The organism is Actinoplanes sp. NPDC026619, from assembly GCF_040638295.1.
Lineage (GTDB): Bacteria > Actinomycetota > Actinomycetes > Mycobacteriales > Micromonosporaceae > Actinoplanes.
Map to the genome: position 1 here is coordinate 13,788 of NZ_JBEZYA010000030.1, position 12,442 is coordinate 26,229.

Below are 12,442 nucleotides of genomic sequence, written 5' to 3' on the forward strand. Positions count from 1 at the left end.
AGGGGCGCCCATCCACCCGGTGAGCGCGCCCGTTTTGATGCTCAGGAGCACCGTATGTTCCTCAAGGCCCTCTTCCGCATACCCCTTCCATGGCGGCGCGCCGAAAGCCGGACGGTGCGCTCAGCTACCGCTGAACTGACCGTCTGGGCTGATCTGGCCCGGCTGGAACAACTCGTAGCCGACGACACCGATGACGCTGAGTTGCCCAGTCTGTTCAGGCTGACGGACCCTGGCGGCCGTGACTTCGGCACTGAGGTCGCTGCCTTCATCGACCACTGCTGCGAGCAGCAGATCCTCCACATCACGGCACCGGTCACCGCAGTGGGTATCGAGGCGACCGTCGGTGGCGACCACCGCGACGGCGGTTTCCTGGTCATGGTCACTATCGCTGACCGGATCACCGTGGCCTCCGGACAGCTGATCCCGGAGGTGTTCCGTAGCGCCGACGATCTGCCGCAGAAGGTGCTCGCCGTGGTCGTCGACATCGCCGACCACACCTACCGCGAGTTCGTACTCACCGCAGCCGCCGTCGCCGGGATCCCGTCATGACCGCCCGCCAGGTCCTCCACCAAGCCCGGCTCCGTCCGGCTCATGCCACGAACGCCACGCTGCCGCAACGGCATCGTGGAAATGGCCCCTCCGTGCTCGTCGGGGTAGGTCACCATGGCTGAGCATCCCTGCGACGACCACCGGGCCGGCCAGCACACCGCGGCCTGCATGACCGGCCCGTGCGGGTTCTGCAGCACCGACCGGGGCACCACCGCTTCCGGTGAATGCCGCAGTTGCCTGCGCATCGTGTGCGAGATCTGCGACGCCGGCTACGACGCTGACCTCGGGCCGATCTGCCAGCCCTGCCACGACGCCGACAGCACGACAGCGAACACCCCGCCGCCGGATGCCCCCCGCGACCAGCACCGGCGCTGCGTGTTCGACCTCGACCTGTCCTGCGGCCACGTCGTCACCTACGCCGTGACCGGCTGGTACCCCGTGTCAGTAGGGTGCTGTGACCGGCTCGGCGTCACCATCATGGACGGAACGTACGTCGCCTACGACTCGCACGTCGACCACGTCCGGCTGCGTTTGGAGCGCTACGTCGAGGTCCCGGCAAGTACTCCGCCTCGCCCGAGCCGGGTCTTGCGTCGACTCTCGCGGACCGACGATCCCGCACGACCGTCGTATCCGGGTCACCGTGCCAGCACCGGGCGATACCCGGCTCGTGTCGGCGCCGCCTGGACCCTTGACGGGTCGATGCCGCGGCCGTCCTGAGACGTCATCGCAGAAGGCTCACGGCGAGGCAGAGTAACGGCACGTATGAAGCCCCCACCACCTGCTCGCCGATCAGGCACCGTGGGCGGGCTAAGCACCATCGGGAACGGAGAACGACACGGGCAGTTCCCGTCCTACTACCCCTCTCCCAGCGCGGGCGTCGAACGCAACTTTGACAACCGATCAACCGCATGTGTCGAGCTCGGTATGGCATGTCACCCGGCCACCGGGGTCCTCCCGGTCGATCAGCCATTTCTCAGCGTCTGAGGTTCCCGGTTCGGCAAGGCGGGGCAGCGGTGCTGGCCAGGCACGGTGGCCGACCCGGCGCCGGGCGCAAGGCGGTCCGAGAACATCTTGGCCTTCGGCCAGAGATCTTCTCGTCCTTTGCCACCTTGCCGCCCCGGCTGGCCGGGCACGGCCCCGGCACCGGCGGGCCAGCACGCGCTCGCCCCAGCCGGCCGAGGCCCGGGCGGGCGTGCCCGCCGACCGCCACCGTCACGGTGGCGGCCCCGCCTGGAAGGCACGATCTATGACTCAGCCGACGCTCGCCGTGGCACCAAATCGCCATATCGGAATGAACAGCCTGATCACCACACTCAGAGATCAACAAGCCCGGTCGGTGGACATTTACGCCAGCGCCGCCACCATGCACTCCGACGGCGGCAAGCTGATAATTGCCCGCGCAGCACCCGTTCTGACCTCGACGGGTGTGGACCTGACCACGGGTACCTTCGCTCTCTCCGACGTCGCAATGGGCGGTGTCGCCGCGAAGCTCGACATTCCCGTCCCCTATCTCCGCCGGCTGGCAGCCGAGAACGTTCCGCTGCTGGACACCAACGTCAACAGCTGGCTGGAACGCGACGACCGCCGGTTCCTGGTGCGCTGCCTGCGCCGAACCCCCGACAGCGGAGACGGCACCGCACGGGCGTTCCTGTCCGACCGGTATCTACGTATCAACAACCTCGACGTGCTGATGGCGGCGATCAAGGGCATCGAGAAAGCCGGCGTCGCGGTGCAGATCGCCTCCTGCGACCTGACCGACCGGCGCATGTACGTGCGGTTCGTCTCCCCCGACGTGCAGGTCATGGCACCGGAGCTGCTGCGCAACTACCGCTCGCCGTTCGACGGGCGCCGCGGCAGCGACCTGCCGGTCATCTCCGGCGGATTCCTCCTGCAGAACTCCGAGACCGGTGAGGGCCGGTACTCCCTGGCACCGTGGCTGCGCATCGAGGTGTGCAGAAACGGCCAGACCGTCGAACGTGGTGCGGTCGGGCGCACCCACATCGGTGCCCGCATCACCGACGAGGACGGCATCGTCGACCCTTCGGCGGAGACGATGCGCAAGCTGCTGGACCTGATCACCGCGCAGACCGTCGACACGATCCGCGCTTACCTCAACGTCGACTTCGTCGCCCGCGCGGTCGCTGATCTGGAACGCGCGGCCGGCGTCACGGTCCGCAAGCCGGAAGCAACGATCAAGGTCGTCTCGCAGCAGCTGCACTACACCAAGGACCAGCAGGACGCGATCCTCGCGCACTTCATCGCCGGGGCCGACCTCAGCGCCGGCGGCATCATGCAGGCCGTCACCTCCGTGGCCCGCAGCATCGACGACGCGGATGCGGCCTACCGGATGGAGACTACCGCGTCGAAGGCACTGCACCTGGCCGCCACAGCCGCCTAACCCCGGAGCTCGTCGACTTCGCACCGCCTTCCGCTGTCAGGGCGCCCACCGTGTCGGTGGGCGCTCTGTCCTGCGTTCCGGAGGAACTTCTGATGCCGCCTTCGCAGCACATCACTCACCTCGTACCCACCCCCATGCACCCACCATCGAGTTCCACCGCGGCGGGTAGCACCGACCGCCGCCCCGAGAACACTGCAGCCGCACCACCGGCTGGAGGGTTCGCATGCGGCACGTGCGGCAGCCCTCTCGACCGGTACGCCGAGTGGCCCTCCGGTGCCGTGTCATTTCACCACCCTGTGTGGAAGGACGCAGATCACCCGCCGGTGCCGGTGGCGGCCGATGCCCTCGATGCCACCTATGTCTGTGACTTCTGCACCGACGCGAAAATCCTGTACATCTACACCACGGCACAGCGCGTCCTGGTCCAGGTCGACACCGGCCACGGCACCGTCGTGCGGGACTACGGCACCCGCTGGGCGGCCTGCGCCGAGTGCGCCACCCTGGTGGAATCCCGTGACCTGCACGGCCTGCTGGACCGGATCCTGACCCACGGCATGGCCTTCGCCGCCGAAGTGACAGCGCACCTGTCCACCATGCTGCAGCAGGTACTGGCCACGCTGCGGCCCGGCCGCGCCCTGACCGTCGACGGGCGCTGGGAGCCCAGCCCGGTGCCGGCAACAATGCTGCCGAAGATCCGCGACCGGCTGGCCACGCTGATCGCCGGTGACATCGCGTTGCCCTTCGGACTCAGCCAACGCACGGTCCGCGGGCCGCTGGCGGCGAACTTGGCGACCGCCCGCCTGTACTGGGTCGATGAGGAGTTCACCCAGCTCACCCGCAACGCCGCCCAGGCCCTACCCAGGATGGGATTCGTCCCGGGTGATCTACCGGCCGCGCACGGTTTCGTCGCGTGGGCCCTGCCGGTCGATGATCGCCGTCGGTGCGTCGCCGCGTCGTGGAGCAGTCACGGCGACGCGGTGCAGCTCGTCGGCTACCGCAGCGTCGGTGACGGCCTGGCGCCGTCGCCGCTGCAGCAGCTCCGCGCGCAGGTCGGCTGGCTGATCCCCGCGTTCGCCGTCACGCTGCGCCCCGGACAGCCGGTCACCGCCACCCACCCGGCGGCCGCACTGGTGACGACGTGGCGGCTCATCCGCCAGCGCCTCGCCGAAACGACACCGGCGAAAATCGACAGGTCCATCCGCAAGAGCTATCAGCGCGCGAAGCGGCCCGAGCCCGAGGTCCAGCTGGTGCGGATCCGCGGTACGCACACGACCTCGGCACCCACCCGGCACCCCGGCACCGGCACCGTCGGTGAGCGTGACTACCGCTGGTGGGTGACACCCCACTGGCGGAACCAGCCGCACGGACCCGGCCGGTCGCTGCGGGACTGGATCGTCGTGCGACCGCATCTGCGGGGCCCGCAGAACAAGCCGATCAAGGCCACCACCACCGTGCGGGTGCTCGGCACGCTCCCACCACGACCCGGCGCCACCGCGCCGGCGCCGGCTGAAGGGTCTTGACGCCGGTCGGGGCGACGGCCTATCGGCCCTCTCGCCTGCGGCCCGCCGAATGGGAGGGGTGACCACGGCAGGCGTCTGCCCGGCCACGCCCCATGCCGGCGAGACCCATCAGCACGACGCCGAAGGCCATCGGATCTTGGCCTCCCATCACCGGCGCTGACGATCCGGCGCACCTCTTATCCCGTGATCCCGCTCGTCCGCGAAAGGAGCTCTCGATCATGACCGACTCTTTGCCCGACACCACCTTCCGCAGCCCGCAGGACCTGCTCGGCGCGGTGCCGTACCTGCTGGGCTACCACCCGAACGATGAGATCGTCGCGGTCTACCTCGGCGCCGATCAGCGCATCCTCACCGTGGCCGCTGAACCCCTGCGTTTTTCCGCCGAGACGCTCAGCGAGCGCCTGATGTTGCGGGCCCCGGCCAAGCCATGTGCGCAGGTCGCGCTGATCGGCTACGGCCCACCGGCGATGCGGCCCACCCTGACCACGATGGGCCGCATCATCGACCTGTTCCTGCCCCTGCACACGCTGCTGTGGGTCACCGGTTCCCGGTGCGTGTGCCTGCTCGACGGCTGCTCGTGTGAGGCCAGCCGCGGCGTGGACATCGACCCGGTCACCAGCCCGGTCGCCGCCCAGCTCACTGTCGACGGCATCGTGGCCCTGCCGTCGCGGCAGGCTCTGAACACCCTGGTCGCCCCTGACTTGGTTTCGCAGGCAGAGACGGAGGCCGCACTGACGGCCCTGGCACCGGATGTCACCGTCACCGGGCTGCTCGACGACGTCCTGGCCACGGCGAAGAAGGCCCAGCGCCTCAACCCAGGGCAGGTGGCGCCGCTGGCGTTGGCCTTGACCCACCGCGACGCCCTCGAAACGGCATGCGGCGTCGTGTGCGCGTGCATGTGGCAACGCGACCTGTGGCTGGATGTCACCCGGCGCGTCCCGGACCGCTACGTCGCCGGCCCGGCGACGCTGGCCGCCTGGTGCGCCTGGCGGCGCGGCGAACACGCGCTGGCCACCGTGGCGTGCAAACGCGCCATCCACCAAGGTCCCGGTGACCGGCTGACCCGGCTGGTGACCAGCGTCGTGCGTACCCACGTGCCCGCGCACCGTCTCCGGCGACCGGCCCGCACTGATTCCTGCTGTAGACCCGGGCGTTGACCAGCGACCGGCCTGCCAGCGCAACGGGTGCAAGCGGAGGCCAAGCCGCCTTGAAGAGCTGGACGTGTCGTCAGGTTGTGGCTGCGGGTCGGGTGCCGGCGTGGGCTGGCCACTGATCCTGGCCGCCCGCGTCGCGCCCCGCAAGCCCACCCCTACCAGCCACCACCTGGTCGATGTGCCCGCCGGGGTGGGCCCTGCGGGTCACGCCGATCGGCCGGCCCTTGGCGGATCAGGCCAGCCCCGCTCGGGCGCCTGCCCGAGCGCAACTCTCATCACTGCTCTATGTGGAGGTAATTCCATCGTGACCACGATGACCAACGACACCGAGGCTTTCCAGAACACCGACACCGCCGTGGCCGACGAGCTCGACACCACCGCCAGCACCGACCTCGTGGCGACCGATCCCGCACTGATCGGTGAGATCGTCGACGGGCCGGTCCACCTCAACACCGGCCTGGGCGGCACCCCGTTGCCGTTTCGCGCCGGGCTGCTCGACGCTCGCTTCCTGCACGAGCCGAAGGGCTTCAAGCGCACGAAGCTGGGCGACCTGAGCGACCTGATCGCCTCCGTGCGGCTGTTCGGCGTCCGCGGCCCCCTGGTCGTGCGCTCCCTCGGGTTCTTCCCGCCCACCGACGCCGAGGGCAAACCGGTCGAGGACGGTGACCCCGTCGAGCACTTCGCCGTCGTCGACGGGCTGCGGCGCCGCAACGCGGCGATCGAGGCCAAGCGCTTCGACCTGCCGTGCTTCATCGCCGACACCGACGACGACGTCCAGCTCATCCTGCACATGCTGGAGGTCAACGACCACCACAAGGACCTCGAGGGCATCGAACAGGCCGACGCCTACCAGATGCTGCTCGACCTGGGTCTCAGCGAACAGCAGATCGCAGACGCCCGCCGCACCGGCGTCAACCAGGTCCGCACCGCCATCAAGGCCCGGGCCCTGCCGTCCACCGCGCAGCGCGCCCTCAACCAGGGCACCCTCACCCTGGACCAGGCCCTCGCGCTGGAGGAGTTCGCCGACGACCCGGACGCCCAGCGCAAGCTGCTGGACAAGCTGGGCGATCAGTACGACTTCAAGCACGAGCTGTCGAGGCTGCGCGACAAGCGCGCCTACGGCCGCAACCGCGACGTGGCCAAGGCGCGCCTGGTGCTGGAAAGCGTCGACGTGACGCCGAAGCCGCGCGGTTTCGGCTACGACGGCACCGCGGTACCCGCAGATCTGCTCCGGGACGCCGATGGTCAGCCGGTCGACGTCGAGGCGGTCAAAACCCTACCCGGCTTCCACGCCTTCGTGGAGAAGGACGGCGGCCAGGCCCGCACCGTCGTGTACTGCGACGACCCGGACCAGCGCGGCTACACCCGCCGCAAGGAGGTCGCGGCGACGCACCGCGGTCTGAGCCCAGAACAGATCGCCGCCAAGGAACTGGCCGAGCAGCAGGCCGCCGAACGCCTCGAGCGCCTCAAGCTGGCGGCGACCGTACGCCGGGAATTCATTGTCGAGAAGTTCGGCACCGCCAAAGGAGCCCGCGCCCTGTTCGTCCCCGCGCTGCGGGCGGCCACGCTGGGCAAGGTCATGAACCGTTCCGCTGACCTGGACGAGCTATACCGCTCGCTCGGTGGCTCCGACGACGACACCCTCGCCGGCGCCGGCGAGGACCGGCTGCGCCGCAGCCTGGTCGCCAAGTACATCTGCGCGCTGGAGTACAACCTGGACAGCACGACCCAGCCGTACCGGATGTGGATCGACAAGGAGTCGGCCGTCGCGTGGTACGACGAGCTGCGTCAGCGCCGGTACCCGTTGATCGATGACGAGCAGGAGCTCTACCAGGGCTGGACGGCGAAGTCCGCCACTGAGGACGAAGACGACGAGGACGACGACCAGGCCGAGGACGCCACTGCGGAGGACGTCGTGACCCCTGACGTCGTGCTGGGTACCGACGCCGAGGAGATGCCCCGTGCCGACGAGAAGGACGAGGTCATCGAGGTGCTCGCCGTGAGCGGGGACGCGGATGGCGTGGTGATCGAGGCACCGTTCGACCGCACCCCGGTGGGCGCCGACGACACCCACGATCTGCACGACGCCGACGAGCTCTCCGACGCAGCCTGATACGAGCACCGTGCTGCGTCCCTGGCCCAGATGGGGGACGTAGCGCGGTGCCTCACCAGCGACCGTGCCGCGGTGGCGTAAGACGGGGGATGGGCGCTCTGGCCGTTATCGGATGTCCACCGCCGACCGTCGCGCCTGTCGCTTCAGGTAGGCCCACACCAGGGATCGTGCTGCGCGGGCGCCGCAGCATGAGTCCCCAAGCGCCACGGCCAACGCCGTTGATTTCCGTTGCCTGGGCGCCAGGGCCGGTTCCCTGCCGAGCCGTTCGCTGTCAGCGTCCCGCGACAGCCTCCCCGCGGTGGGTCGCATCGCGATGACCCGCCCACCAGAACCTGCCATCCACGGTCCCGGCCCGCCCCTATGGCGGGCTGGGATCTTCATTTCTCGGAGTTGCGCCATGAATCCTTGGTTCACTGCTACCTCACCCACGCCGGCCGTCTCCACGGTTCGGCGTCCTTTGACACCCGCCGAGCTGGAGTCGATCCGTGGGCAGATCCACGGTGACGCTGCCGGCCCACATGAGTTGGTGGAAGCTGTCGTCGCCGCGGTGTTCGACGCCCTGCTGACCGACCAGGGGCGGACGTACCGCGACCACCAGGATGATCCGCTGTTTGACCGCAGCCTCTACGCGATCCCGGTCAGCCAGTGGACCGCGATCGTCACCACCGTGACCGACCGCGCCTACACGTGGGGCGCCGCCACGTCCACCGGCATGAACCTCGCCGCACTGCTACCTAGCAGTTACGACGACCCGGCCGTACCCACCCCGCTGCTGCGGCCCATCGGCGGCAACCCCCACCTGGTACGCCTGGACATCAGTCGGGAGGCCACCGCCGCCGTCGCCTCCTGCCAGCAGCACCTGATCGAGCTGGCCGACGCCTACGGCACCGACAGCGACCACTACCGCGACGCCGCCGCGAGCTGGTCGCTGCAGCTCACCGCCCTGATCAGCGCCCCACCCGGCGTCCACCGGGTGCTGCTCCCCGACGGACCGCTCTCGTTGTATGTCAGCACCGACGACGCCGGCCACTACGGCATCGTCTTCGAGCCCCTCGCCCGGCACTGCACCGTCGCGGGCTGCCACGCGGTGACCGCGGCAGACGGCCAGTGGCAGCCCAGCTGTCCCGATGCCGTCGTGATCGATCACGAACACCAGCCCAGCCATCCGGCCGACGGCCCGCAGCCCGGCCGTTGGACAACCCGGTCCTGACCGCGAGCCGGCCTACGGCACGGCACCGCCACCGCGGCACGCGCCGTGGTCGACGACCGCGTACGGCCGCCGACCACGGCGTTCGCGTGACGGTGACCGCCGCCGGTCACCGTCACCAACCCGGCATCCAGCACTGGCCACCACCGTTCGCCAGTCACACCGGCGGACGAACTGATCGTCGTCGACCTATCCGCCTCCGCGGTCGTAGCGCCGCCGTCACCTAAGGAGCCGTTGTGCCTCGCCCTTGTCGTCTTGCACTCAGACCTGGCATCTGTGATCCGCGTTCGGCGCCGGCGCCGAGGTCGGGTCACCGTTGCTCCGCCGCGCCCTACGGCAGCGTCGTGTCTCATATACGCCTCGCCGGCCTGCTCCAGCGACCTGCGCGTTCGACACCGCGCCTGCTGGTTGCAGGTCGCCGGCCACCCGACCGTGACAGCACCACCAAGCGGACTCTGCAGGTGTGCACCACTTCCCGGCCGTGCCGGCGTTGTGCAGGTGGGCGGTGAACGTCTCCTGGGCTGCCGATCCGGTTGACAACGGTGATCCGCGACCGCCGGTCACGACAGCGGACCTCGTGGCCGCGGCGATCGGCTACGCCGCGGCCGGTATGGCAGTGCTGCCGCTGCACACCCCCGGCGCCGGTGGTGTGTGCAGTTGCCGAGCCGGCGCGGTCTGCGGCTCACCGGGCAAGCACCCCCGCGTGCGTCGCGGCCTGCACGACGCCTCCCGGCAGCCGCAGGTCATCCGGGCGTGGTGGTCACGGTGGCCGGACGCGAACATTGGCCTGGTCACCGGGACGGTGCTGGATGTCTGCGACATCGACACCGCCAGCGGCCTGCATGTCGTTCTCGACCTCCTCGATGTCATCCGCCCGCCAGGACCGCTGATCCGTACCGGTTCGGGGTGGCATTTGTGGTACGCCGCCGGTGAGCTGCCCAGCCGGGTAGCGATCGCACCCGGGGTGGACTGGCGCGGTCACGGCGGCCTGGTCGTCGCCCCGCCGTCGCTGCACACCACCGGAAACCGGTACACATTCCAGCAGCCCTGGCAGCAACCCAACCTGCCAGTCTGCCCACCGCACCTACGCGCCCTGGTCCTTCCGGCACCGCCGGTGCCGGCAGCCCCGCCGGCAGCCCCGATCGCGGACCTGGACCGCTACGTGCAAGCAGCGCTCGACGGGGAAGCCGAACGCGTGCGCCGCGCGCCACGGCCGGTACTCAGCGGCGGCCGGCGCATCAGCGGCGGCGGCCGCAACGACGCCCTGAACCGGGCCGCGTTCCGGCTCGGGCAACTGGCCGCGAACACCCCCATGGACGAGACGGCCGTGCACCGCGAACTCACCGAAGCCGCCCTGAGCGCGGGGCTGGGACGCGCTGAGGTCCAGCGCACGTTGTCGTCCGGGTGGCGAGCCGGGCTGCGTCATCCCCGGCGTCTCGGTGACCGGCAGATTGCCGCCGGACGTCATGTCAGGAGGGCTCCGGTGCACACCTGGCCGGGACCGCACAGCTGACGCCCTCCTGCCCGGCCGTCATCACCGTGGGCAACCAGCTCGGTCTGGCCAGCGGTGGGACGCCGTCCGCCCTCGATGCGGGCGGCGAGGCGACGTGCGCTCGGCCGTTGTACCCGAGACCTGCGGTGCGAGTTTTGGGCCGGCGCAGAGTCGGCCACCCGGCGGGCAGGCGACGACAGCTGTTCCGCGAGGGCTGCGCTCTGCGGTCCTGGCATCCCGGCTGGGCCGGTCCGTGGACGTCGGCTGGTTCCGCTGCTGAGGGACCCGAAGGTCAGCCCACCCAGGCCAGGGGTGCAAGCCCCAGCAGAACATCTTGGCCCACACCGTCTCGCTCCGCTCGACACCAAGATCTTCTGACTCGATCAGGGCTTGCACCCCTCGGCCCACGTGCGGGCTCTGACCGGCCCCGTCAGCGCGGCACCACGGCGCCCGGATCACCCGATCCGAACGGCGTGCATGGGCCGCACCGCATCACCTGAACGGGAGCCAGCACATGTCGCAGTTCACCCTCTCCTTCGAGGGCAACCTCGCAGCCAAGCCCGAACTCGATTACACCGCCACCGGGCAGGCGCTGTGCCGGCTGCGGGTCGCCCACAACCGCCGTCGCAAGACCGAGGGCCAGTGGGTCGACACGACCCCCATGTGGGCCCAGGTCACCGCCTGGGGCGAGCTCGCCGAACGATGCGCCGAGCTGAGCAAGGGCGACACCGTGGTCGTGAACGCCCGCGACGACCTGAACGTGTGGCCGTTCATCCGGCAGGACGGCACAGCCGGCGGCGTCCTGGAGGTCACCGCCGAGAACGTGTCGTTGTCCCTGCGCTTCGCCGGTGCCCAGCCGGTGGCTGACGACCGGCCGGCGACCAACGCCTGGGACCCCACCACCGCTGAGCCCACCACCGCTGAAGCGGAGCGCGAGCTGCAGGACGCCTGACCGCCTCCCGGGGCCGGTCACCCGGCCGGCCCCGGTCTCCCACTGACACATCCGATCCATTCCGGGGAGTCTCGTCATGAGCCAGGAACCGTCGAAGCAGATCTTCAGCAGTCTCATCCAAGGCACCGTTCGTGGCCGCAGCGAGCAGGGGCACACCAACAGCGGCGGGCGGGCCTTCGTCAAGTTCCGCATCGTGCACCGCACCGGCTACTTCAGTAGCGGCAAGTGGGTAGCCACCGCCCCGATGGAGTTCGAGGTGACCTGCTGGGACGAGCAGCAGATGCTGCTCGCCCGCTCACTGCGCCCCGGCACAGACGTCCTCGTCACCGTCAAGAAGATGACTCCGTACCTCGACCAGGGCGAGGAACCCATCATCAATATCACGCCGGCCAACATCACGCCCCTGCCCAGCAGCAACGCCCCCACCCCAAGCGCACCGCGCCGGCAACGCAGTGGCGACCTGGTCGTCAGCCCGCACGGCGAGAAGATCGCCGCGGACGCCTGGCCGGACACCGTCACCGACCCGCAGCTCGTACATCACCGCTGAGCCCATCCGCGCCAAGGCCGGCCCGCACATGCGGGCCGGCCTTTCGTCGTTCAGGAGGTTTGCCCTTATGACCTCGAACCTGAAATCCACCCTGCGTCGAGACCTTGGTCGTGTAGCCCGCTTTGGCCGGGACCGCCGACAGCGCGTCGCCGCCATGCACCGGCTCACGCCGGTCCATGTGCGAGTGGTGACCTGTTGCCGCGGCTGGTACTTCGAGCACAGCGCCCAATGCCGTACGCCGCACGTGTCACGGCCGTGCAGCGACTGCTACGCCGACCCCGGCATTGCGCACATCTACCCGTGCTGCTCTTGGTTCGATGTCGAGCCCGTCGGCGGCCCGGATGAGGCGTCGCTGTGGCCCGATGCTGCCCGCTGGCCGGGCCACCCCATCGCCGAGTAGCCCGCCCTTCGTCGTTAACGATCGGCCTGTTCGGCTTCGCCGCTCAGCGGAGCACCGTCAAGGGCGCGATGCTCGGCGATGTCACCCGATTCACCCTGGCGCCCGACGTC

11 protein-coding genes are annotated in these 12,442 nt (G+C 69.8%); all 11 read left to right on the forward strand.

The features are described 5' to 3' along the window. Positions 1-54 precede the first annotated feature (54 nt). The 11 genes from AB0E90_RS42230 (at position 55) to AB0E90_RS42280 (ending at position 12,332) form a co-directional block, all read left to right on the forward strand. Positions 55-549, forward strand: a complete 495-nt coding sequence (locus tag AB0E90_RS42230; protein ID WP_360417952.1) for a hypothetical protein — start codon at positions 55-57, stop codon at positions 547-549. A gap of 114 nt (positions 550-663) precedes the next feature. Then, complete coding sequence (locus AB0E90_RS42235) at positions 664-1,266, forward strand: hypothetical protein (protein ID WP_360417953.1); 603 nt, start codon at positions 664-666, stop codon at positions 1,264-1,266. Between the two features lie 619 nt (positions 1,267-1,885). Beyond that, positions 1,886-2,947 (forward strand): DUF932 domain-containing protein, encoded by a 1,062-nt coding sequence (locus AB0E90_RS42240; RefSeq protein ID WP_360417954.1) that lies wholly within the window; start codon positions 1,886-1,888, stop codon positions 2,945-2,947. A gap of 296 nt (positions 2,948-3,243) precedes the next feature. Then, positions 3,244-4,467, forward strand: a complete 1,224-nt coding sequence (locus AB0E90_RS42245; RefSeq protein WP_360417955.1) for a hypothetical protein — start codon at positions 3,244-3,246, stop codon at positions 4,465-4,467. Between the two features lie 218 nt (positions 4,468-4,685). Then, positions 4,686-5,624: a DUF4192 domain-containing protein gene (locus AB0E90_RS42250; RefSeq protein WP_360417956.1), complete on the forward strand. Its 939-nt coding sequence runs from the start codon at positions 4,686-4,688 to the stop codon at positions 5,622-5,624. 310 nt (positions 5,625-5,934) lie between these two features. After that, entirely contained in the window at positions 5,935-7,734 is a 1,800-nt protein-coding gene (locus AB0E90_RS42255) for a ParB N-terminal domain-containing protein (protein WP_360417957.1), read from the forward strand. A 526-nt stretch (positions 7,735-8,260) separates the two neighbouring features. Beyond that, entirely contained in the window at positions 8,261-8,944 is a 684-nt protein-coding gene (locus AB0E90_RS42260) for a hypothetical protein (RefSeq protein WP_360417958.1), read from the forward strand. A 502-nt stretch (positions 8,945-9,446) separates the two neighbouring features. Continuing rightward, positions 9,447-10,454, forward strand: a complete 1,008-nt coding sequence (locus AB0E90_RS42265) for a bifunctional DNA primase/polymerase (protein ID WP_360417959.1) — start codon at positions 9,447-9,449, stop codon at positions 10,452-10,454. 493 nt (positions 10,455-10,947) lie between these two features. Continuing rightward, positions 10,948-11,385 (forward strand): single-stranded DNA-binding protein, encoded by a 438-nt coding sequence (locus AB0E90_RS42270; protein WP_360417960.1) that lies wholly within the window; start codon positions 10,948-10,950, stop codon positions 11,383-11,385. 76 nt (positions 11,386-11,461) lie between these two features. Further along, entirely contained in the window at positions 11,462-11,932 is a 471-nt protein-coding gene (locus AB0E90_RS42275) for a hypothetical protein (protein ID WP_360417961.1), read from the forward strand. Between the two features lie 67 nt (positions 11,933-11,999). Next, positions 12,000-12,332, forward strand: a complete 333-nt coding sequence (locus tag AB0E90_RS42280; RefSeq protein ID WP_360417962.1) for a hypothetical protein — start codon at positions 12,000-12,002, stop codon at positions 12,330-12,332. Positions 12,333-12,442: the final 110 nt, after the last annotated feature.

Bases quoted from the DNA above. Each gene is read 5' to 3' on its own strand.
- AB0E90_RS42230 (WP_360417952.1), top strand. From the start codon at position 55: ATGTTCCTCAAGGCCCTCTTCCGCATACCCCTTCCATGGCGGCGCGCC.
- AB0E90_RS42235 (WP_360417953.1), top strand. From the start codon at position 664: ATGGCTGAGCATCCCTGCGACGACCACCGGGCCGGCCAGCACACCGCG.
- AB0E90_RS42250 (WP_360417956.1), top strand. From the start codon at position 4,686: ATGACCGACTCTTTGCCCGACACCACCTTCCGCAGCCCGCAGGACCTG.
- AB0E90_RS42255 (WP_360417957.1), top strand. From the start codon at position 5,935: ATGACCAACGACACCGAGGCTTTCCAGAACACCGACACCGCCGTGGCC.
- AB0E90_RS42270 (WP_360417960.1), top strand. From the start codon at position 10,948: ATGTCGCAGTTCACCCTCTCCTTCGAGGGCAACCTCGCAGCCAAGCCC.
- AB0E90_RS42275 (WP_360417961.1), top strand. From the start codon at position 11,462: ATGAGCCAGGAACCGTCGAAGCAGATCTTCAGCAGTCTCATCCAAGGC.
- AB0E90_RS42280 (WP_360417962.1), top strand. From the start codon at position 12,000: ATGACCTCGAACCTGAAATCCACCCTGCGTCGAGACCTTGGTCGTGTA.